At 72.7% G+C, this 21,229-nt stretch carries 19 protein-coding genes, 1 tRNA gene and 1 pseudogene; 11 read left to right on the top strand and 10 right to left on the bottom strand.

What is annotated here, in order from left to right; all coding sequences use genetic code 11:
• Nucleotides 1-25: 25 nt before the first annotated feature.
• Both ABZ810_RS14080 and ABZ810_RS14075 read right to left on the bottom strand, forming a co-directional pair.
• Nucleotides 26-1,006 (bottom strand): CHAP domain-containing protein, encoded by a 981-nt coding sequence (locus tag ABZ810_RS14080; protein WP_358403006.1) that lies wholly within the window; start codon nt 1,004-1,006, stop codon nt 26-28.
• Nucleotides 1,007-1,180: 174 nt separating this feature from the next.
• Nucleotides 1,181-1,984, bottom strand: a complete 804-nt coding sequence (locus tag ABZ810_RS14075; protein ID WP_358403005.1) for a universal stress protein — start codon at nt 1,982-1,984, stop codon at nt 1,181-1,183.
• A gap of 200 nt (nt 1,985-2,184) precedes the next feature.
• Between ABZ810_RS14075 and ABZ810_RS14070 the strand changes: the two are divergent.
• Together ABZ810_RS14070 and ABZ810_RS14065 are read left to right on the top strand one after the other, a co-directional pair.
• Nucleotides 2,185-2,649, top strand: a pseudogene (locus ABZ810_RS14070) (ATP-binding cassette domain-containing protein); the annotation flags it as partial.
• A 189-nt stretch (nt 2,650-2,838) separates the two neighbouring features.
• Nucleotides 2,839-5,166 (top strand): LuxR C-terminal-related transcriptional regulator, encoded by a 2,328-nt coding sequence (locus ABZ810_RS14065; RefSeq protein ID WP_358403003.1) that lies wholly within the window; start codon nt 2,839-2,841, stop codon nt 5,164-5,166.
• A gap of 16 nt (nt 5,167-5,182) precedes the next feature.
• Here ABZ810_RS14065 and ABZ810_RS14060 read toward each other — a convergent pair whose 3' ends face one another.
• Nucleotides 5,183-6,247: a pyridoxamine 5'-phosphate oxidase family protein gene (locus ABZ810_RS14060; protein WP_358403001.1), complete on the bottom strand. Its 1,065-nt coding sequence runs from the start codon at nt 6,245-6,247 to the stop codon at nt 5,183-5,185.
• A 50-nt stretch (nt 6,248-6,297) separates the two neighbouring features.
• Nucleotides 6,298-7,500 (bottom strand): M20 family metallopeptidase, encoded by a 1,203-nt coding sequence (locus ABZ810_RS14055; protein ID WP_358403000.1) that lies wholly within the window; start codon nt 7,498-7,500, stop codon nt 6,298-6,300.
• Between the two features lie 168 nt (nt 7,501-7,668).
• On the opposite strand from ABZ810_RS14055, the gene ABZ810_RS14050 reads away from it, so the two are divergent.
• Nucleotides 7,669-9,387: a hypothetical protein gene (locus tag ABZ810_RS14050; protein WP_358402998.1), complete on the top strand. Its 1,719-nt coding sequence runs from the start codon at nt 7,669-7,671 to the stop codon at nt 9,385-9,387.
• Nucleotides 9,388-9,407: 20 nt separating this feature from the next.
• Here the strand turns inward: ABZ810_RS14050 and ABZ810_RS14045 are convergent, their stop codons facing one another.
• Nucleotides 9,408-10,199 carry a maleylpyruvate isomerase family mycothiol-dependent enzyme gene (locus ABZ810_RS14045; RefSeq protein WP_358402996.1) on the bottom strand — a complete coding sequence of 264 codons (792 nt, stop codon included), beginning with the start codon at nt 10,197-10,199 and terminating at the stop codon, nt 9,408-9,410.
• A gap of 95 nt (nt 10,200-10,294) precedes the next feature.
• Here ABZ810_RS14045 and ABZ810_RS14040 point away from each other — a divergent pair, with 95 nt between their 5' ends.
• Nucleotides 10,295-11,335: an ATP-dependent DNA ligase gene (locus tag ABZ810_RS14040; RefSeq protein WP_358402994.1), complete on the top strand. Its 1,041-nt coding sequence runs from the start codon at nt 10,295-10,297 to the stop codon at nt 11,333-11,335.
• On the opposite strand, the gene ABZ810_RS14035 is transcribed toward ABZ810_RS14040, so the two are convergent.
• On the bottom strand, nt 11,332-12,303 hold the full coding sequence (locus ABZ810_RS14035; RefSeq protein WP_358402993.1) for a helix-turn-helix domain-containing protein: 972 nt from the start codon (nt 12,301-12,303) through the stop codon (nt 11,332-11,334). The two genes, ABZ810_RS14040 and ABZ810_RS14035, sit on opposite strands and share 4 nt — an antisense overlap.
• Nucleotides 12,304-12,506: 203 nt before the next feature.
• Between ABZ810_RS14035 and ABZ810_RS14030 the strand changes: the two genes are divergently transcribed.
• The 3 genes from ABZ810_RS14030 to ABZ810_RS14020 are packed head-to-tail and all read left to right on the top strand — an operon-like array spanning nt 12,507 to nt 15,537.
• Complete coding sequence (locus ABZ810_RS14030; protein WP_358403642.1) at nt 12,507-13,748, top strand: MFS transporter; 1,242 nt, start codon at nt 12,507-12,509, stop codon at nt 13,746-13,748.
• Nucleotides 13,745-14,617, top strand: a complete 873-nt coding sequence (locus ABZ810_RS14025; protein ID WP_358402992.1) for a Gfo/Idh/MocA family oxidoreductase — start codon at nt 13,745-13,747, stop codon at nt 14,615-14,617. The genes ABZ810_RS14030 and ABZ810_RS14025 overlap by 4 nt, the downstream gene beginning before the upstream one ends.
• Entirely contained in the window at nt 14,617-15,537 is a 921-nt protein-coding gene (locus ABZ810_RS14020; RefSeq protein ID WP_358402990.1) for a MerR family transcriptional regulator, read from the top strand. Before ABZ810_RS14025 ends, ABZ810_RS14020 begins: the two co-directional genes overlap by 1 nt.
• Nucleotides 15,538-15,541: 4 nt before the next feature.
• On the opposite strand, the gene ABZ810_RS14015 is transcribed toward ABZ810_RS14020, so the two are convergent.
• Nucleotides 15,542-15,613: transfer RNA gene (locus tag ABZ810_RS14015), tRNA-Gly, on the bottom strand.
• 298 nt (nt 15,614-15,911) lie between these two features.
• Nucleotides 15,912-16,409, bottom strand: coding sequence for a hypothetical protein (locus ABZ810_RS14010; protein ID WP_358402988.1), 498 nt, complete (start codon nt 16,407-16,409; stop codon nt 15,912-15,914).
• Between the two features lie 282 nt (nt 16,410-16,691).
• On the opposite strand from ABZ810_RS14010, the gene ABZ810_RS14005 reads away from it, so the two are divergent.
• Genes ABZ810_RS14005 through ABZ810_RS13990 form a run of 4 tightly spaced genes read left to right on the top strand, consistent with a single transcriptional unit; the run spans nt 16,692 to nt 20,063 of the window.
• A complete protein-coding gene (locus ABZ810_RS14005) occupies nt 16,692-17,336 on the top strand; it encodes an ABC transporter permease (protein ID WP_358402987.1) in 645 nt (214 codons plus the stop codon).
• A complete protein-coding gene (locus ABZ810_RS14000; protein ID WP_358402985.1) occupies nt 17,333-18,307 on the top strand; it encodes an ABC transporter ATP-binding protein in 975 nt (324 codons plus the stop codon). Before ABZ810_RS14005 ends, ABZ810_RS14000 begins: the two co-directional genes overlap by 4 nt.
• Nucleotides 18,304-19,071, top strand: coding sequence for an ABC transporter permease (locus tag ABZ810_RS13995; RefSeq protein WP_358402983.1), 768 nt, complete (start codon nt 18,304-18,306; stop codon nt 19,069-19,071). Before ABZ810_RS14000 ends, ABZ810_RS13995 begins: the two co-directional genes overlap by 4 nt.
• A gap of 20 nt (nt 19,072-19,091) precedes the next feature.
• Nucleotides 19,092-20,063 carry a glycine betaine ABC transporter substrate-binding protein gene (locus tag ABZ810_RS13990; RefSeq protein WP_358402981.1) on the top strand — a complete coding sequence of 324 codons (972 nt, stop codon included), beginning with the start codon at nt 19,092-19,094 and terminating at the stop codon, nt 20,061-20,063.
• 12 nt (nt 20,064-20,075) lie between these two features.
• Here the strand turns inward: ABZ810_RS13990 and ABZ810_RS13985 are convergent, their stop codons facing one another.
• Both ABZ810_RS13985 and ABZ810_RS13980 read right to left on the bottom strand, forming a co-directional pair.
• A complete protein-coding gene (locus tag ABZ810_RS13985) occupies nt 20,076-20,264 on the bottom strand; it encodes a hypothetical protein (RefSeq protein WP_358402979.1) in 189 nt (62 codons plus the stop codon).
• A 28-nt stretch (nt 20,265-20,292) separates the two neighbouring features.
• Complete coding sequence (locus ABZ810_RS13980) at nt 20,293-21,168, bottom strand: PaaX family transcriptional regulator C-terminal domain-containing protein (protein ID WP_358402978.1); 876 nt, start codon at nt 21,166-21,168, stop codon at nt 20,293-20,295.
• Nucleotides 21,169-21,229: the final 61 nt, after the last annotated feature.

Here is a 21,229-nt window from a genome sequence, read left to right as displayed (position 1 = left end):
GTTGCCCGGTGCGCTGCGCTCAACTTTAGCGGAATCCCGGAGTGCTTGCGTACTCGCCGCGCGTGCGGTTGGCGCTGGACAGGGTGCTCTCGGCGTGGAGGGAGTCCCAGAAGGCCAGTTCGTCGTCTTCCTTCAGGGTCTCGATGCGGCCCCAGAACTCGCGGTCCTCGGCGGCGTGGGCGGCGGCGAGGGACAGGACGGGCATGATCGTGGTGCTGCTCTCGGCGGCGTCCAGGTCGGCCGGGGTGACCTCGGCGGGCAGCTGGACGGGGTGCGCCGGGCGGTGGTGCTTGCCGCGCTTGCGGACGCGGACCGGGGGAGTGGTCGGGGTCATGGCGGCGGCGGCCTTGCCGGCGGCGAGGGCGACGGTGCCGCAGAGGATGACCGCGAGGAGGCCGCCGAGGACCATCTCCTGGGACGGGAGGGGGGAGGGCTCGTCGGTCTTCTGCAGGTTGGTGGCGGCGCCGGGGATGTCCGCGAGGGTCTCGACCTTGGGGGCGGGGGCGGCGTGCTTGGGGGTGTACTTGGTGGTGGTGGCGGCCTTGACCTTGCCGGGGAACCCGTAGCCGACGGCCTGGTCGGTCGAGCGCTCCATCCGCATGAGCTTGTAGCCCTGGGCGTTGGCCTCGATCGTGTGCAGCGTGTCGCCCTCGACCCGTTCGACGATGCCGACGTGGTCGATCTGGTCGATGTCGCCGGAGCCGTTCCAGTCGAAGAAGACGATCGCGCCGGGCTCGGGCTTCTTGCCCCAGGCGTCCTGCTTCTCGAACCACTTGGCGTGGTCGACGGTGGCGGCGAACTGGCCCGCGGAGTCGGTGACCCCGGCCTTGTCGGCGGCCCACGCGAGGAACATGTCGCACCACGGCGCGGTCTTGAAGTACGGGTTGTGGTCGCCGTCGACGTTCTTGGCGTACCAGTCGCCGAACTTGGTGTAGCCGTCGCCCTTCTCGGTGTAACCGAGCTCCTGCTTGGCGATGTCGAGCAGCTTTTTGCCGACCGGGTCCATTTCGCTCCTTGCCGCCCCGCCGGATCGGCGGAGGGCCCGACCCGGGTCGGAGCGGGCCCACAAGGTCACGCTCCGATCTCGCTGGAATGTAGCCGAGGTAAAGAGAGGGGGGCAAGTGGTTCAAGCAGAAACGGTCGATCTGGACTATCAGGGTGATAGTCGGGCGTGACTATGTCAGGAATAGCCCCTGGGGAGGACGGTGACGGGGCAAGGCGCCGCGCGCAGGACCTTGAGGGCCATCTCGCCGAGGAAGACGCGGTGCGCCCCGGCGTCCTCGCTGCTGGCGCAGACGAGGAGCTCGCCCTCGGGCCAGTCGATTCGGGAGAGGGCGTCGGCCGCGTCGTCGCCCTCGGCCAGTTCGGCGGTCACGGCCTCCGCGGGCAGGCCTGACGCGTCGCGGGCCAGCCTGATCGCCAGGGCCAGGTCGTCGCGGAGGACGTCGGAGTCGGCGTCGTCGACGTTGAGGGTGAGCAGCCGCAACGGGACGTCCAGCCGCATGGCCGCCTCGGCCGCCCGTTCCACCGCCTCGTCGCACTGCGGCCGGCGAACGTAGGCGACGGTGATGCGGGTGAGCTCGTCGGGCGGTTCGTAGCCGGACGGCGCGATCATGACCGCTTCGGTGGCCGCGTGCAGCAGGTGGTCGGCGGTGCCGCTGACCGCGATGCGGCCGCGGGCCCCGCCGGGAGGCGAGCCGACCAGGATGATGTCGGCGCCGATGCGGCCGGCCAGGACCGACAGGCCGCGGCCCACGCTGCGGCTCTCGTGGACGGCGAACTCGGCGGGCGTGGCGCCGAGCAGGTCGGCGGCCTGGTCGAGGAGCGTGCGGGCCTCGCCCGCGGCGGCCGGGCGGTCCGGCGCGTGGACGACGGCCACGGTGAGCTTGCCGCCCGTCAGGCCGACGACGGCCCGGGCCAGTTCGAGCGCCTCCCGCCCGCCCGCGTCGTGGGCGTACCCGGCGAGGACGTGTTCGCCGATCATGTCGTGGTCATTCCCCGATGGCGGCCCTTGTCACCTCGAATGAGGCTCGGGACCAGTATGCATTTCCTACCTGTTGACGATATTTTCGGCGGTCCGGGCCTCTGGAGCGCGGCCGAGTTCCTCACGTCCCAGGGGCGAGATCGGCGCCGTGCCCGCGCTCACCGCGTTCCAGCAGGGCCTGGCGACCGAGGAGCTGAGCGATGCCTTCCCCCAGTGAGCTGGTCCTGGGCGACGTCTCGCTGACCTGCCGGGGACGAGGGCGCGGCACGGACGTGCGGGCGCTCGCCGGTATCGACGTGCGCATCCCGGCCGGCGAGTTCGTCACGATCATCGGCCCGTCCGGGTGCGGCAAGAGCACGCTGCTCAAGCTCGTCGCCGGGTTCGCCGAGCCGACGACCGGGCGGCACCGCCCGTACGAGGTGTCCGGCGGGATGCGGCAGCGCGCCGCGATCGCCCGCGCGGTCGCGCCCGGACCCGGCGATCCTGCTCATGGACGAACCGTTCGCCGCGCTCGACGCCCTCACCCGCGAACGCCTCCAGGAGGAACCGCGCCGCATCTGGCAAACCGCCGGCAAGACGGTCCTGTTCATCATGCACAGCGCCGACGAGGCGGCACTCCTGGGCACGGCACGCGCGTCCTCGCGATGAGCAGCCGTCCCGGGCGCCCCGTCCTGACCTCCGCCTTAACACGCATGACGGGTTGCCGTGTCGCCTGACCCTCCTCACCCGGGACGCACGGCGATGTGCACGGCGGGTGAGTCGGCTGTCGCGTCCGGTCATCGCGGGTTACGATGCCGGGTGTCCTCCCCAGGGCCGGGGAACGTTCCGGCCAAGAGCTCACAGTTTGAGGCGCCGTGACCACCGGTATGACCCTGGAACGGCGGGCTGGACGGTTGCCCGCCGAAATGACCAGCTTCATCGGCAGGCGAGCCGAGCTCACGGAGATCAGGAGGCTCCTGGGCCAGTGCCGCCTGCTGACGCTCATCGGGCCCGGCGGCGTCGGCAAGACGCGGCTCGCCGTCCGGGCGGCCGACGAGGCGGCGCGCGGGTTCGCCGACGGCGTCTGCTTCGTCGACCTCGGCTCGCTGCGGCAGCCGGGCCTGCTCGCCGAGACGCTCTGCGAGGCGCTCGGGCTGCCCGGCCAGAGCAGCGAGCAGGCCGTCGACATGCTCGCCGGCCACCTCGGCGACCGCAACCTGCTGATCGTCCTGGACACCTGCGAGCACCTGGTGGACGCCTGCGCGATCCTGGCGGAGGTGCTGCTGTCGGTGGCGCCGCGGCTGCGCGTCCTGGCCACCAGCAGGCAGCCGCTGGAGCTGGCGGGCGAGCACATCGTCGCGGTCGAGCCGCTCGACCGGCCCGACCTCGATCACATCGACCCGCTGCGCGCGTGCGCGTCGGTCGACCTGTTCACCGCCCGGGCCGTCGCCGTGGCCGCGGGGTGGAGCCTCACCCCGGGCAACCGCGACGCGGTCGCGACGTTGTGCCACCGGCTCGACGGCATCCCGCTGGCGATCGAGCTGGCGGCGGCGCAGGTGCGCACGCTGACGGTCGAGCAGATCGTCGCGCGGCTGGACGGCAAGCTGCTCGGCATCCGGGGCCGCCGTACCGCGCACCGGCGCCACCAGACCCTCTACGCGGCGCTCGACTGGAGCCACGAGCTGTGCTCGCCGGACGAGCGGCTGCTGTGGGCGCGGTTGTCGGTGTTCCGCGGCGACTTCGACCTGGAGGCGGCCGAGCACGTCTGCGCCGACGCCCGGCTCCCCGCCGACGACATCCTCGGCCTGCTCAGCGGGCTCATCGACAAGTCCGTGCTGCTGCGCGCCGAGCGCGGCGGCGACGCCCGCTACCAGATGCTCGACACCATCCGGGAGTACGGCGCCGAGCAGCTCGAGGCGCTCGGCCAGACCGAACGGCTGCGCACGGCTGCCCTCGACTGGTTCTCCGACTGCGTGCTGCGGGCCAGGCCCGAGCTCATGACGGTCGCGCAGCCGCAGTGGCTCGACTGGATCGTGCGCGAGCAGGCCAACCTGCGGGTCGTCATCGAGCACGGCATCGACACCCTCGACGACGCGCCGCTGATCCAGGTCGCGCTCGGCATCGGCCGGCTGCTGGTGCTGATCGGGCGCATCGGCGAGGCGCGGCACTGGGCCACCCGGGTGCTCGCCGGACGGGACACCTCCGGGCCGGCGTGGAGCGAGACGCTGGCGCTCTTCGCCCTCCTCGCGGCGCTCCAGAACGACCTGGAGGAGGCCGAGGCGCTGGAGCGGCGCGCGTCCGCGCAGGCGGCGGGCGCCGACGACCCGGTCGCCGAGGCCTACCTGGCCATGGCGCGCGGGCTGATCGCCACCTACCGCGACGAGGACGCCGAGGCGCTGCGCGAGTTCGACGCGGCCCGCGAGCTGCACCGGCTCAACGGCGAGCACGACGTCCTGGTCCCGATCGTCGACGTTCTGATGGCGATGGTGTGCGCGTTCTCCGGCGACTGCGAGGTCGCCGAGAAGCACGCGGCGCGCGCCGTCCAGGTCGGCGAGGACAACGGCGAGCTGTGGGTCCGCTCGTACGGGCTCATCGTGTGGGGACTGGCCAGCTGGCTGTCCGGCGACCCGACCCGCGCGCTGCCCCGGGCGCAGGAAGGCCTGCGGATGAAGCGCGACCTGGACGACTGGCTGGGCATCTCGGTGGCGATGGAGCTGGTCAGCGCCTGCCACGCGGTGCTCGGCGACCCGGCCCGGACGGCTCGCCTGCTGGGCACCGCCGACCAGGCGCGCAGCTTCACCGGCACCACGCTGCTCGGACCGCGGCACACGATCATCCGACAGACGCACGAGCTCAACGCGCGCGAGATGCTGGGCAACGATGCGTTCCAGCGCGCCTACGACGCCGGGTTGGCCCTCGGCGCGCAGGCCGCGATCGCCGACGCTCTGGACGAGGTCCCGGAGACCTCCCGGGACACCGGGGACGACGCCTGCGCGGACGAGCCCAACCCGCTCACCCGGCGCGAGATGGAGATCGCCAAGCTGGTGTCGGAGGGCATGTCCAACCGCGGCATCGCCGAGCGCCTGGTCATCTCCAAGCGCACCGCCGACGCCCACATCGAGCACATCTTCGCCAAGCTCGGCTTCTCGTCCCGCACGCAGGTCGCGACCTGGTACACCGAACGCCACCGAACCGCGCCCTGACGAGACGCCCGCCGGGCTAATACAGCTTGTACTTGTAGTCGAGGTCGATACCGGAGCCCAGGACCTTCTCGTTGGCGGCCTTGCGTACGAGGGCGGCGGAGAGGCCGGCCTGCCTGATCTGCTTGACGTGGTCGACCCACGCCCGCTTGACGTTGAACCGGTCGAGGTCGGCGGGCGCCTTCGCGGCGTCCCAGAGGCCGGCCGCGGCGATCGCCTCCTGACGGACGAACGCTGCGCGCGTGACCGTCACCAGCAGCGCGGCGTGCGGCGCCTTGCCCTTGACCCGCATGGACGCGAGCAGGTCGCGGTCGTCGGTGACGGCCGCGGTGCCCGACATCTCCACCGCGCCGTCCTCGCCGGGAACGATGGCGAGGACGGCGACCTCGGGCCGTTCGACCACGTTGTGGAAGGTGTCGGTCCGCCGGTTGCCGGGACGGTCGGGAATCGCGATGGTCCGACCGTCCAGCACCCGGATGAACCCCGGCGGATCACCCTTGGGGCTCACATCCGCCGCCCCCGACCCGTCACGGGACCCGATAAGGGCGAACGGACTGCGCGCGAGCAGCCCCAGTACCCCAGCACCGGCCAACGGACCCTCACCAACGTCAGGCCCGTCACCGGCGTGGGAGGCGTGGGAGGCCGCCTCGTGGTCGGCGGGGGCCCAGAGCCGGGAGCGGATGACGCACTTGGCGCAGTGCAGGAACGCCTCCTCGACGTCGAGGATGGCCTTCCCTCCCTCGCCGGCGGTGAGCCGGCCGTTGATCCGGAGGGTCTCGCGCAGTCCCGGGATCATGAGCAGCAGGGCGGCGCCGCCCCCGCTCGCGGGCGGGTCGCCGAGGTCGGAGGGCAGGGCGAGCTCGATGGTCGTCGCGGAGGTGATGCCGACGAAGCCGGGATGACCTCCGACGCTGATGGCCCGGGAGCGGCCGGAGGCGTCCGCGAAACCCAGGAAGCCGATGGGGGAGAGCTCGGTGAACACGCGGCAGTGCTCGTCCAGCTCGGCGATCGATTTGAGCAGGGCGGGCAGCAGGCGGCGGCCGACGGTGGACTCGAGGTCCCTGACAGAGGTGATCGCTCGCATGTGACCCGATTCTCGCGGGACGGCCCGGACGGGTCCAGGCTATACAGACATCATCGTTCTTTGGTTAGGCGGCGGGTGGCCAGTTCGGCGTAGAGGGCGGCGCCGTCGGCCAGGACCGCTTCGTCGAACGCGGCTTCGGGGGAGTGGTTGAGCGCGGCCTTGGCGGGGTCGCGGTCGGCGGGGCAGGCGCCCAGCACCACGAACGCGGAGGGGACCTCGTCGCAGACGAACGAGAAGTCCTCGGACGCGGGCAGCGGCTGCGGCGCGGTGAAGTACCGTTCCGCGCCGAACGCCTCCCGCACGGTGTCGCCGACGAAGCCGGCCTCGGCCTGGTCGTTGACCGTGACGGGGTAGTCCTGGAAGTACTCCACGTCCACGCCGAGACCGTGCGCGGAGGCGATGCCCCTGACCACCTCGACCGTGCGGTCCTTGAGCCGCGCGTGCGCCTCGGGCGAGAACGACCGCACGGTGCCGGAGAAGAACGCCTCGTCGGGGATGACGTTGTCGGTCGTTCCGGCGTGGAAGTTGGCGATCGTCAGCACCACCGGGTCGAACGCGTCGAAGTTGCGGGTGACCATGAGCTGCAGCGCGGTGACCATCTCGCACGCGGCCGGCAGCGGGTCGTTGGCCAGGTGCGGCATGGAGCCGTGCCCGCCGGCGCCGCGCACGGTCACCCGCAGCCGGTCGGCGGCGGCCATGATCGGGCCGGCCCTGGTGACGAACATTCCGGCCGGGAGCCCCGCGGACAGCACGTGCAGCGCGTACGCGGCGACCGGGCGTTCGCCGGAGGCCTCCAGCACGCCCTCGTCGAGCATGACGCGGGCGCCGCCCGCACCCTCCTCGCCGGGCTGGAACATGAAGACCACGTTGCCCGCGAGGGTCTCGCGGCGGCCGGCCAGCAGCCGGGCGGCGCCCGCCAGCATCGTGGTGTGCAGGTCGTGCCCGCACGCGTGCATGACCCCAGCCGTCCGCGAGATCAGCTCGCCGTCCCCGCGCTCGGTCACCGGCAGGGCGTCCATGTCGCCGCGCAGCAGGACCGTCGGCCCCGGCAGGGCGCCGCGCAGGACCGCGGTCACCGACGTGAGCGCGGTGCCCGTGGCCACCTCCAGCGGCAGCCCGTCGAGCGCGGCCAGCACCTTCTCCTGCGTACGCGGCAGGTCGAGGCCCAGTTCGGGCTCGTGGTGCAGGGACCGCCTCAGCCGTACGAGATCGTCCTGAAGTTCGGCCGCCGCACTTCGCAGGGACTCGCTCACCACCGGCCTCCTCGGTCGCCCGTCTCCGGAGGAAACCCTAACCAGGCGTGACACGTCCGAGGAAGGAGAGGACGGTGGATCATCGAGAACGAGGCACGGCACGAGGCGCGGCGTCCGGCAGGGCAGGACGAGCCGGCCGGTGCGCCGCTCGGTGCGCGGCTCGCGCGGGTGACGGCGGCGATCGAGGCGGCGGGCCTCGTCATGAACGCGCCGCTGCCCGCCGCCGACGTCGAGGACTTCGAGGCGCGCAACGGGATCCGCCTGCCGTCCGCCTACCGCGCCTTCGTCACCACGATCGGGAACGGCGGCGCCGGGCCGTACCACGGGCTCGAACCGCTCGACGTCGGCGTGACCGGTCACCAGCTCGCCGGCGAGTTCCCGTACGACCCCGGCACCCTGGGCGTGCCGGGCACCACGTCCGTCTGGACCTACTGGGACGAGTACTGCGGCACCCTCCTGCTCAGCCGCCAGGAGCCGGTCGAGTGGGACTACCACGAGACCGCCGAGCCGCAGAACCTGCTCGTCGTCAGCGGGCCCGGGCGCGGCCGCGTGGTCATGGTCGACGGGGAACGCGAGTACTTCGGCCCGATCTACCATCCGGCCCGCGACTTCCTGGCCTGGTACGAGGAGTGGCTGGCGGGACGTCGCGAAGACCGCCGCCGCGCCGGGTCCGACTTCGATCCCGGGTCCGGCTGGGGTCTGGCGACGGTCCGCGACAGCCCCGACGCCGAGCGGGCGGTCTGGGCGGCGCACATGATCAGGGCTCGCTGGGGGCGGTGGGGATGGCCCGCGCTGAACGAGGCGCAGCGCGCCGTCCTGGCCGAGGCGGCGACGCGTTCGCCCGTTCCCCGGGTCCGGGCGGCGGCGCTGTCGGCGCTGTCCGGCGCGAGCCGGCGCAAGGCGGGCGCGCTGAGCGTTCCGGTGCTGGACGACCCCGAGCCGCGCATCCGCGTCCTCGCCATGGCGGCCGTCAGGGACTCGGAGGACCTGGACGGCGGGGTCGTGCGCGACGCGCTCCGGCCGCTGCTGGCCGACCCCGATCCGGTGGTCCGGGTCAGAGCCGCCGCTTCGCTGGCCACCAAGGGCGAATGGGCGGGCGACACGCTGCTCGAAGCGCTGGGCGCTCCGGAAGGGGCGGCCCGTGCGGCCGCCGTCAACGTGCTCGCCACGCTCCCTTACTACGCGGACGACGACCGGACCCGCCCGCTGTTCGCACGGGCCCGCGGGCATCTGGCGGACGACGATCCGGCGGTGCGGGCCGCCGCCGTCGACACGTTCGGGTTCCTGTGCGTGCAGTTCGGGAAGGCGAACTGGGCACCGGCGATGATCTCCGCCGCCGTCACCGACCCGGACGTCCGGGTCCGGCGGGCCGCCGCGTACCGCCTGCTCTACCACACGCGCCCGTTCACGCCCGCGCACACGATCGGCCTTCTGCTGGAGGACGACGACATCGCGATCCGCTACCAGACGCTCAGCCGCCTCGCCTCCGACCGGCCTCCGGCGTTCCTCTGGACGGACTCCGCCAGGGCGTGCCTGGCCGAGCCCGACCCGAGCATCCGCGGTGCCGCCCTGCGGGCCCTGGTGCGGGCCGGGGTCCCTCCCGCCGAACGTGAATGGGCCGCGCTGCTGACCGATCCGGACCCCGGCCTGCGGGCCTGGACGGCCCTGTTCGCCGAGGACGTCCGGCACGCGCCCGGCGGCCCGCTGCACGAGGCCCTGCACGGGCTGCTCCGCGACCCGGCGACCGAGACCCGCCGGAGGGCCGTACGGGGCCTGGAGGAGCACTGCGAGGCGGCGGCGTGCCGCCCGGACCTCGAGGCCGTTCATGACGCGGAGAATGACGGACTCACCCGCTACGTTCTCTCCAGGGTCCTGGCCCGCCTCTGACCAATGACGGTCGGCGGCGGTCAGGACGCGGGCGCGGGCTTCGCGCCCTCGAAGGCCGTGTGGTCCAGCCAGTGGTCGAGGAGAGGACGTTCGCCGATGACGTCCACGCGCAGGTCGTCCGGAGGCAGCCGGCGCATGAGGACGAGGAGCAGGTCCGCCGCGGTCGCCGACACGACGACGTTCGCGGCTCCCCGTCCGCGCCTCCAGACCACGCCCGCCGGAGTGCGGGTGATGAGCCAGCCCTCGGCGCCGTCCTCGGCCGGGCGCAGGGCGAGGGTCTCGCCGGTGCCGCGCAACGCGGCGAAGCCGGGGTTGAGCGTCTCGGCCGGCGGCGAGCCGATCATGTCGAGGCCCTCGCAGATCGCGTCCGCCGCGAGATCGGGCGCGAGCTCGAACGGGCGGCCCAGCGCGATCGCCGCGTCCGCGTGGTGCACGGAGGTGTCGTGCAGCATCCTGCGCAGCCAGAACGCCGCCGGCCGCGGGCCGTGGAACGTCCAGACCGCGGCGCCGGTCTCGTTCGCCGCCGTCGCGGCCGAGACCAGCCGCCCGGCGCCCGCGCGGAGCCAGGCCGGCCACTCGCCGGAGGCCACGGACGTGACACCGGGCGGCGGCAGGGGCTCGGCGGCCCGCCGTTCGATGAGATCGGCGGCCCAGCGGTGGGCCTGGCCCACGTGTTCGACCAGTTCGCGCAGGGACCACTCGGGGCAGGTGGGGATCCACGTGCCCGGGTGCGCCCCCGCCACGGTGGCTGCCAGCCGGTCGGACCGCTCCAGCAGCCCGGTCGCGAGCCGCCGCACGTCAGGTGCCCTCATGAGCTCCTCCTCGGATCGTCCTCGTACCGTAGGAGCTCCACCCGGGTGGAGGTTCAAGTGTCTGTGACCGACGTCATACTCAGGCAGGTGCTCTGATGGCCGGTGGTGAGCGGGAGGAACGGGCCGGGGTGCCGCTGAGCAACCTCGACCAGCCGATCTTCAAGGACGCCGGGGCGACCAAACGCGGCCTGGTCGACTACCTGGACGCGGTCGCCGGCCGGATCGTCCCGGAGCTCGCGGACCGGCCGCTGTCGGTGGTCCGGGTGCACCGGGGCGGCGAGCCTTTCATGCAGAAGAACCTGCCCAAGTACACGCCCGAGTGGGTGCGCTCGGTGTCCCTGTGGGCGGAGACCTCCCAGCGGCAGGTCACCTACGCGCTCTGCAACGACCGCCGGACGCTGGTGTGGTTCGCCAACCAGCGTGCGATCGAATACCACCCGACGCTGATGAGGGCGGGGGAGTGGGACAAGCCCACCTACCTCGTCATGGACCTCGACCCGCCCGCCGGTGAGACGTTCGACCTGGCCGTACGGGCGGCGCACCTGGTGCGGGAGGCGCTGAACGACGCCGGGCTGGACGGTGCGGTCAAGACGAGCGGCGCCAAGGGCGTGCACGTGTTCGTGCCGATCGCCGGCGTCGCCGCGGACGACGCGGCGGCGGCCACCCGGGCGATCGCCGCGCGGGCCGAGCGCATCGACCCGTCGTTCGCCACCACGGCGTTCATCAGGGAAGACCGCGAGGGCAAGGTGTTCCTCGACTCCACCCGGGCGGGCGGCGCGACGGTGGTCGCGGCCTACAGCCCGCGTCTGCGGCCGGGGACCCCGGTGTCGTTCCCGCTGGCCTGGAACGAGCTCGACGGTGTCAGGCCGGGCGACTTCACCCTCCACACGGCCCTGGAACGGCTGGGCGACGCCGATCCGTGGGCGGAGACGATGCCCGCACCCCAGCGGCTGCCCGCGGACCTGGTCGAGGAGGGGCACGGCATCCCGATCGCCCGCGTCCAGGCCATGCACGAGGGCAAGCGCCGCAAACGCGCCCGCGAGAAGGAGGCGGCCCGCGACAAGGAGGCGGCCGGTGGGACGGACCCGGCCCGCGACGAGAAGCGGGCCGACGGCGGCGAGGACTCCGGCGGTTAGCGGGGCTCCGCCTCGCGGCGGCTGAACGTTGAGCGGTAGGCGCTGGGGGTCAGGCCGACGTGCCGGACGAAATGGGCGCGGAGCGAGTCGGAGCTGCCGAGGCCGCTGGTGTGGGCGACCTGGTCGACCGGCAGGGCGGTCGTCTCCAGCAGCTCGCGCGCGCGGTCGAGGCGCTGGCGCAGCAGCCACTGGAGCGGGCTCAGCCCGGTCTCCGACCTGAACCGGCGGCTGAGCGTGCGGCTGCTCATCCGGGCCTGCCGGGCCAGGTCGTCCATGGTGATCCGGTGGTCGAGCCGCTCCAGTGCCCACTCCTGCGTCTCGGCGAGGCTGGCGCCGTCCTCACGTCCGGGACTGGGCGAGGTGATGAACTGCGCCTGGCCGCCCGACCGCACCGGCGCGACGACCACGCGGCGGGCCGAGGCGTTGGCGGCGGCCGAGCCGTAGTCGGTGCGCAGGATGTGCAGGCACAGGTCGATGCCCGCGGCGAGGCCCGCCGAGCTGAGGATCAGGCCGTCGTCCACGAAGAGCACGCTCGGGTCGAGCTCGACGCCGGGGTAGCGCGCGGCGAACTCCTCGGCCCGCTTCCAGTACGTGGTCACCCGGCGGCCGTCCAGCAGCCCGGCCTCGGCCAGGACGAACGTGCCGGTGCAGATCGTGACCAGGCGGCGGCCCGCCTCGTGGCAGCGCCGCACCGCGTCGAGCACCCGGGGATCGATGTCCTCGCGGGTGTGCGTGCCGGGAATGATGATCGTGTCGGCCCGTTCCAGCTCCTCCAGGCCGTGCGAGACGGCGATGCCGTAGTCGGTGTTGGTGGCGATGGTCCCCGCCTCGGCGGCGCACATCCGGACGTCGTAGAGCCGCTGGCCCTCGTGGGTGGCGCCGCCCAGCACCAGGTGCGGGATCGAGACGTCGAACGGGACCACCGGCGGGACCACCAGGACGGCCACCCGGTGCGGAGATTCGATCATGGCCGGATCCTCCGGAACAATGTCATTTCAGCCACTGTCGGCCACCGTACCGTCCCGGGCACAGTGAGCGGGTGCTGAACACCTCACCCACGTCGCCCCCCGGCCCGGACGACGGCGGCGCGCCCGGTCCCGGCGCCGGTTCCGGCGCCGGTCCCGACGCAGGTCCCGATGCAGGGGGCGCGCGATCACGCCGGGCCTTCCCGATCCACCGCGCCTGGCCCGTGGCCGCGGTGGCCTTCGTGGCCCTCCTCGGCGCCGCCGGGTTCCGCGCGACACCCGGCGTGCTGATGATCCCCCTCCAGGAGGAGTTCGGCTGGTCGCGCGCCACGACGTCGCTGGCGGTCTCGGTCAACCTGCTGCTGTTCGGCCTGACCGCGCCGTTCGCCGCGGCGCTGATGGAGCGGTTCGGCATCCGCCAGGTGACCACGGGGGCCCTGGTCCTGGTGTCGGCCGGCAGCGGGCTGACCGTGTTCATGAACGCGAGCTGGCAGCTGGTGTTGTGCTGGGGCGTCCTGGTGGGGATGGGCACCGGCTCGATGGCGATGGTGTTCGCGGCCACCGTCGCCAACCGCTGGTTCGTGCGCCACCGCGGGCTCGTGATCGGCGCGCTCACCGCGGCGGGCGCCACCGGGCAGCTGATCTTCCTGCCGGTGCTGGCCTGGCTGGTGGAGGGGAACGGCTGGCGGTCGGCCGCCGCCACCGTCGCGGTCGCCGCGCTGGCCGTCGTGCCGCTGGTGATCCTGGTGATGCGCGAACGCCCGTCCGACGTCGGCCTGCTGCCGTACGGGGCGACGTCCGCCGAGCCCGAGCCGCGGCTGAAGGGCGACGCCGCGCGGGTCGCCCTGAACGCCCTGCGCGAAGCGTCGCGCACCAAGGAGTTCTGGCTGCTCGCCGGCGGGTTCTTCATCTGCGGCGCCTCCACCAACGGGCTGGTCGGCACGCACTTCATCCCCGCCGCGCACGACCACGGCATGACCGAGACGACCGCCGCCGGGCTGCTCGCCCTCGTCGGCGTCTTCGACATCGTCGGCACGGTGGCCTCGGGCTGGCTGACCGACCGCGTCGACAGCCGCGTCCTGCTCGGCTGGTACTACGCGCTGCGCGGCCTCTCGCTGCTCGCCCTGCCGGTGCTCTTCGGCGACTCGATCCACCCGAGCATGGTCGTCTTCATCGTGTTCTACGGCCTGGACTGGGTCGCGACCGTGCCGCCCACCGTCGCGCTGGCACGCGAGGTCTTCGGCCCGGCCAAGGGCATCATCGTGTTCGGCTGGGTCTTCGCCGCCCACCAGATCGGCGCCGCCGTGGCCGCGACCGCCGCAGGGGCGCTGCGCACCAGCTTCGGCACGTACACCATGGCCTGGTGGGGCGCCGGGGTGATCTGCCTCGTCGCGGCGGCGATGTCCCTGTCGATCTCCCGGACGCCCTCACCTAGGCTCGAGGTGTGAATCAACCTGTATCGGTGGGTCTGGTCGGCGGCGGCGCGTGGGCGGAACGGGTGCACGCGCCCCACCTCGCGGCCGGTCCCGAGACGCGGCTGGCGGGCGTCTGGACACGGCGTCCCGAGGCGTCCGCGGCGCTGGCGGGCTCGTTCGGCGTGCCGGCGTTCACGCGGATCGAGGAGCTCTTCGACGCGTGCGAGGCGGTCGCGTTCTCGGTGCCGCCCGACGTCCAGGCCGACCTGGCGGCCAGGGCGGCCCGCGCCGGCAAGGCGGTGCTGCTGGAGAAGCCGCTGGCCATGGACCTCGACGGTGCCCGCAGGCTCGCCGACGCCGTCGGTGAGGCGGGCGTCGCCTCCCAGATGGTGCTCACGATCCGGTACGCCGACGCCACCCGCGGCTTCCTCGATCAGGTGCGCGGCCTCGAACCGTTCGGCGGCTACGGCGCGTTCGTCTCCTCGGTCCTCAGCGGCGGGCCGTTCGCGACGCCGTGGCGGCTGGAGCGCGGCGCCATCCTCGACCTCGGCCCGCACATCGTCGACCTGCTCGACGCCTCGCTCGGCCGTATCACCGGGGTCCGCGCGCACGGCGACCCGCTGCGCTGGGTGGGCCTGCTGCTCGAACACGAGGGCGGCGCGGTCAGCGAGGCCTCGGTGTCGATGGCCGGCATCGGCGAGCTGCCGCCCGCGCACGTCGAGGTGTACGGGCGCAACGGCACAGCGCGGCTCGACTGGTCCACCGTCGGGCCCGCCGCGTTCACCACCCTGGTCGCCGAGTTCGCCGCGACGGTCCGCAAGGGCGGCGGCCACCCGCTCGACGCCCGGCACGGCCTGCGCATCCAGGAGGTGCTCGCCGAGGCCGAACGGCAGTTGCGGTGATGGACCGGACGCTCGGCATCGGCGACCTGTCCCGGCTCACCGGCGTTCCGGTGCGCACGATCCGCTTCTACTGCGACGAGGGGATGCTGGCCGCCCGGCGCAGCTCGGGCGGCCACCGCCGGTTCGACCCGGACGCGGTCGAACGGCTCTCCCTGATCCGGCGCATGCGGGCCCTCGGGCTCGGCCTCCCCACGATCATCACCGTCCTCACCGGCGAACGTTCCCTCGACGAGGCCGTGGCGGCCGAGCGGGCCGTCCTCGACACCGAGCTGGCCGCCCTGTCGTGGCGCCGCGCCTCGCTCCGGGCGGTCGAGCTGGCCGACCCCGCCGAACGCGCCGCCCGCCTCGAGCTCCTCGCGCACGCCCCCGGGCCCGCCGCACGCGACCACCTCGTCGAGTTCTGGACGCATTCCGCCCGCGACAAGGTCTCGCCCGAGATCCTGGAGGCGCTGGTCGGCCTCGCCGTCCCCGACACCCCCGCCGAGCCCACGCCGGACCAGGTCATCGCGTTCGCCGAGATGATCACGCTGACCGGCGGCATCGCGCTGGCCCACAAGCTGCGCACCCGCGAACGGGTCAACAGCGCCGAGATCCTCGACGAGGGCGGGCTGATGCTCGGCGTCGGGGAGGCCTACGCGATGGCGGCGCCCGCGCTGGTCGCGGGTGACATCCCGGCCCCGGGCCCCGCCCTCGACCGCTTCGTCGAGGCGCACGCGTACGCGCGCGGACGCCATGGGGACACTCCGGAGTTCCGCCGGCACCTCTATCGGGAGCTGCGGCGCGACCAGGACCCGCACATCGACCGTTACTGGGATCTCTACACCGAGGTCACCGGGACCTTCGTCACCCTCGGACGGGGCCAGACCTGGCTCCTGACGGCCCTCGGCGACTCTCTGGGAACGGAGCGCCGGGCCTCGTGAACGGAGCGGAAGACGGGATTTGAACCCGCGACCCTCACCTTGGCAAGGTGATGCTCTACCCCTGAGCCACTTCCGCATGCCCTCCGCGCCCGGCCTTCCGGCCCGTTCGCGGCGACAGGAAGACTTTAGCGCGTTTCCGGCCGTGGTCCGTACATCGCGGCGCCCCCATGACCCGGGCGTGACCCCCCTTGGGCCCGGCCGGGTAGATCACCACCATCTTCGAACGAGCCTGGACCCGCCGAATCCCCCGCACCACCGCCTGAAGGACCGCATCAGGCGACCGCACCGACTGATCGTGCCAGCGGACCCCATCAAAAGGGGCCCGGGGCTGGGGCGGCCCGGCGCGAGAGCGCGCCGGGCCGGGATCTCCGGGTTCAGCGCAGTCTGCTCACCCGGATGTCGACGACCGGTTCGTCGTCGACTCGTACGCTTTCCTCGGTGGTGTAGGAGGCGAACAGCCGATAGGTGCCCGCCGGGACGGTGTTGATGGAGAAGGCGTTCTGCTCCTGGCGCACGACGCCGCCGCTGCCGGCCCGGGTCGTCGCGTAGGAGCCGCCGGGGATCAGCCCGGCCCCGTCGTCCTCGTAGTCGATCCTGGCGCCGGGAAGGATGTTGTTCCCGGCCAGCTGGACGACGTCACCCGGGAAGACCTCGAGGGTCGGCACGCCGTACCGGAGGTCGCCCGAGCAGCCGGACAGGTACAGGGCGTTGGTGAACGGGTCGACCACGTAGGCGTGGCCGCGGTTGCCGCAGCCCTCGGCGTGTGCGGGGGCCGCCATGGTCCCGATCGGCACCACGATCATCGCGGCGCCCATCACGAGGAGCGCGGCCCATCGACGGAAGGGAAGGAATCGAGCCGGCGGTCGTCGCATGTGAGAGCCTCCTTCGTCCGTGGGGAGGACGAGCGCCGTCGGCGACGACGCTCGCGCACTTGGCGACCGGAGATTCGTCCAGGACGCCGCCCTGGATGGCCTCCCGCCTGGCCTCTCCCGGCCAGCGCCCAGACCTCGGACCTTGGACCTCGGGCTTCGCCGTCCGGTGCGGGACCGGTCGGTCTCCCGCGCTTCGATGATCGAGAAGTCGCGGAAGGCGGCCTTGGTATTGCAAGATCACTCGTTGTTGGGCGAGGCTCTGGGTTATGACAGGAGGCATCGATGAGCTTCCCCGAATACCTCGCTGACCGGTGGCCCACGATCCTGCAGATGACGGGCGAGCACGCCCAGGTCGTCCTCATCGCCGTTCTCATCGCGTCCGTTCTCGGCATCGGCGGCGGCATCGCCGTCGAGGGCCGACCGAGAGCCAGCCGCCTCGCGCTCGCCGCGGCGGGAACCATGCTCACCATTCCCTCACTGGCGTTGTTCGGACTCCTGATCCCGCTGTTCGGGCTGGGCCTCGGGCCGACGATCACCGCGCTGGTGCTGTACGCGATCTTCCCGATCATGCGCAACACCATCACCGGGCTCGAGTCGGTGCCCTCTGCCGTCGAGGAGGCCGCGACGGGCATGGGGCTGAGCCGGGCGGGGCGGACGGTGCGGGTGCGGCTGCCGCTCGCGTGGCCGGTCGTGCTCGCCGGGCTGCGGGTCGCCACGATCCTGACCGTCGCCATCGCGGCCATCGCGGCCGCGGTCGCGGGGCCGGGGCTGGGCGAGCTGATCTTCGGCGGGCTGGCCCGTATCGGCGGTGCCAACGCGTTGAACGACACGCTCGCCGGAACGCTGGGCATCGCCCTGCTCGCCCTCGCCTTCGATCTGATGTACACCGTCCTCGCCCGCCTCACCATCCCGAGGGGGATCCGTTGACCGACGCGAAAGAGATGATCCGGCTGGACGGGGTGGGCAAGCGGTACCCCGGTCAGGCCGAGGCGGCCGTGGACGACCTGACGCTGAGCGTGCGGGACGGCGAGATCGTCGTGCTGCTGGGGCCGTCGGGGTGCGGCAAGACCACGACGTTGCGGCTCATCAACCGGCTGATCGAGCCGACGTCCGGACGGATCTTCCTGGACGGGGAGGACGTCACCCGGGTAGACGCCGACCAGCTGCGGAGGCGGATCGGGTACGTCATCCAGCAGGTCGGGCTCTTCCCGCACATGACGATCGCCGGCAACATCGGGCTCATCCCGCGCACGCTGGGCTGGGACAAGGCGAAGACCCGGGCGCGGGTGGACGAGCTCCTCGACCTGGTCGGCCTGGAGCCGGGCGACTACCGCGACCGGTATCCGAAGGAGCTGTCCGGCGGGCAGCAGCAGCGGGTGGGGGTGGCCAGGGCACTGGCCGCGGACCCGCCCGCGATGTTGATGGACGAGCCGTTCGGGGCGATCGACCCGATCACGCGCGAACGACTGCAGGACGCGTTCCTGGAGTTGCAGGCGCAGATCGGCAAGACCATCGTGCTGGTCACGCACGACCTGACGGAGGCGCTCAAGCTCGGCGACCGCATCGCGATGCTGGCGCAGGGCGGCAGGCTCGTGCAGTACGACACGCCGGCGGCGATCCTGGCCGAGCCCGCCGACGAGTTCGTGACGTCGTTCGTGGGGGGCGGCGCGGCGATGCGCAGGCTGCGGCTGGTGCCGGTCGGCGACCTCGAACTCGAACCGCCCGCGGAGAGCCGGGCCACCGTCGGTTCCGACCAGAGCCTCTACGAGGCGCTCGACGCCATGTTGCGGGCCGGCTCCGACCGGGCCGTCGTGGTCGGCGGCGACGGCGAGCCGGTGGGCTCGTTGTCGTGGGCGACCATCATCCAGGAGACCCCGCACCACGCGGAGTCGCGATGACCGTCACCGCGGCCGAGGTCCGCTCCACCGACCGGTGGGCCCGCCGGTCGCCGTGGAGCATGCTCACCACCCCCGCCGTCCTCCTCGCGGTCACCGGGGCGCTGCTCCTCTACCTCCGCGGGGCCGACCTGGACGAGATCGAGCGGCGGTCCATCAACGCGGACGTGATCACGCAGCGGTTCGTGGAGCACGTGGAGCTCGTCGTGGTGTCGACGGCCCTCGTGCTCGCGATCGCGATCCCGCTCGGCGTGGCCCTCACCCGGCCGCGGGCGCGGTGGCTGGCGGCGCCGTTCCTGGCGCTCGCCAACCTCGGCCAGGCGATCCCCTCGATCGGCATCCTGGTGCTGCTCGCGGTGACGGTCGGCATCGGCTTCGACAAGGCCGTGATCGCGCTGGTGCTGGTCTCCGCGCTGCCCGTCCTGCGCAACACGATGGTCGGCCTGCAGGGCGTCGACCGGTCCCTGATCGACGCCGGGCGCGGCATCGGCCTGAGCCGCGGCGCGGTGTTGTTCCGGGTCGAGCTGCCGCTGGCGGTGCCGGTGATCCTCGCCAGCGTCCGCGTCGCGGTGATCCTGAACGTGGGCAGCGCCACGCTCGCCGCGTTCACCAACGCCGGTGGGCTCGGGGACCTCATCAACACCGGCATCGCCCTCAACCGCAACACCGTCCTGCTCACCGGAAGCATCCTGACCGCCGTGCTCGCCCTGGCCGCCGACTGGCTTGTCGGAGTCGCCGACCACTACCTGCGTCCCCGAGGCATATGAGCCCCTCCCGAAGGAGAGTCATGCTCCCCGGTCGCCGTTCACCCCTCATCGCCGTCCTGTCCCTCTGCACCCTCGTGACCGCCGGCTGCTTCAGCTCCGGCGGCGGCGCCGACGCCAACGAGGGCAGCCTGGCCAAAGGCAACTCGCTGGAGGGCGTCACGCTGACGGTGGGCTCCAAGGAGTTCACCGAGCAGCTCATCCTGTGCCAGATCACCGCGCTGACCCTGCGTTCGGCGGGCGCGACCGTACGAGAGAAGTGCGGGCTGCAGGGCAGCAACGCCACCCGGGCCGCGCTGACGTCCGGCAGCATCGACATGTACTGGGAGTACACCGGAACGGCCTGGATCAACTACCTCCAGAACACCGAGCCCATCACCGACCCGGCCCAGCAGTACCAGGCCGCGGCGCAGCAGGACCTCGCCAAGAACAAGGTGAAGTGGCTCGCGCCCGCCCCGGCCAACAACACCTACGCGATCGGCGTGAAGACCGAGGCCGCGCAGGAGCTCAAGATCACCAACCTGTCGGAGTACGCGAAGCTCGCGCGGAGCGAACCGAAGAAGGCGTCGATGTGCGTGGCGAGCGAGTTCGCCGGGCGCAGCGACGGCTGGCCGGGCCTGCAGAAGGCGTACGGGTTCACGGTGCCCAAGGCCCAGCTCGCCACGCTCGCCGAGGGCGCGATCTACAACGCGGTCGCCAAGCGCGACCCCTGCACGTTCGGCGAGGTCACCACGACCGACGGGCGCGTCAAGGCGCTCGGCCTCACGATCGTCGCCGACGACAAGAAGTTCTTCCCGGTCTACAACCCCGCGCTGACCGTGCGCGAGCAGGTCTACAAGGACAACCCCCCGCTGGAGAAGATCATCAATCCGCTGGCCGCCGCCCTGACCGACCCGGTCCTCCAGGAGCTCAACGGCGAGGTGGACGTCAAGGGCAAGGAGGACGTCGACGTCGCGCAGGCCTGGCTCCAGTCGAAGGGATTCATCGGCAAGTAGAGCCCTCGCCGTTCAGGCGGCCGAGTAGGTCTCGGCGTGCTCGCGGAAGATGTCGTGGAGATCCGCGGCCGCGCGGGGCGGGTCGCCCGCGCGGCCGCGCTGGATCACCAGCCGGACGCGGGTGTCGTCGTCCGCGAGCGGCCGCCAGACGATCATGCCGTGGGTCTCCAGCGGGTCGCCGATGACGCTGTAGTCGGGCATCAGGCCGAGGCCTGTCCGCCGGCGAGCCTCACTCGCCCGGCGCGGCCTCGCCTGGCGCGGTGTCCCCCGGCGCCGTGCCGAGCCGCGCCCAGTGGCGGTCCGCCGCGTCCTTCCAGCCGGTGTGGTGGGTGCGGAACGTGGTCACCGCGCGGGCGCCGCTCCACCCGTCGGGGAGCAGCTCGGGCGGCAGGCCCGGGTCGAGGAACGGGAAACGCCGCCACTCCTGGACGAGCCGGACCTGCGCGGCGAACGTCGCGTCCGGGCCCGACGGGCGCAGGGTGCGGACCTCGTCCAGGAAGTCCTCGTAGGCCAGCTCGATCTCGCTCAGGTCCCATGCCTGGCCCGCGACCCGCCGAGCCTCGTCGAGATCGCCGAGCCGCCCGGTGAACACCGTCGCGGTCGCGCCCACCCCCGCCTCGGCCAGCACCTCGCGCACCTCGGACTCGCGTTCGGGATGCGGGGTGACCCAGACGCCGGGGGAGAGGTTGCCGAGGCCGCTCCACGCGAGCCGGGTCCGCAGCAGGTGCCGCTGCCTGCGGTTGGACTCCGGGACGCTGGCCAGCACGATCAGCCACCGGCCGTCCCAGGACGTCATCGGGGTCCCGAAGCCGAAGATGCGCTCGGTGCCGTCGGTCAGCAGCCGCCGGCCCGACGGGGTGAGGCGCCACGCCGTCCGGCGGCCGTGCCGCTCGGTCTCCAGCCAGCCCTCGGTCGCGCTGCGCGCCAGCGCCTGCCGCACCGCCTTCTCCTCCACCTCCAGCAGCGCGAGCGCGTCCAGGAACGCCGAGGTCCAGACGGGGCGCCCGGCGGGCAGCACGAACTCGCCGAGGACGGTGAGGAGCAGGGAGCGGGCGCTCGCGGCGCCGATCTCGCGGCGTCGCCGGAAGGCCGGTTCGGAGGTCACGCAGGACAGTATCGGCCCGAACGAAATATTCCACAAACATATTGACGTGCGTCTGTGATGT

Origin of the sequence: Spirillospora sp. NPDC047279, assembly GCF_040643285.1 — a bacterium.
Taxonomy (GTDB): domain Bacteria; phylum Actinomycetota; class Actinomycetes; order Streptosporangiales; family Streptosporangiaceae; genus Spirillospora.
The sequence above is the reverse complement of the archived record's forward strand: the minus strand, read 5'-3'. Positions and strand labels throughout refer to the sequence as shown.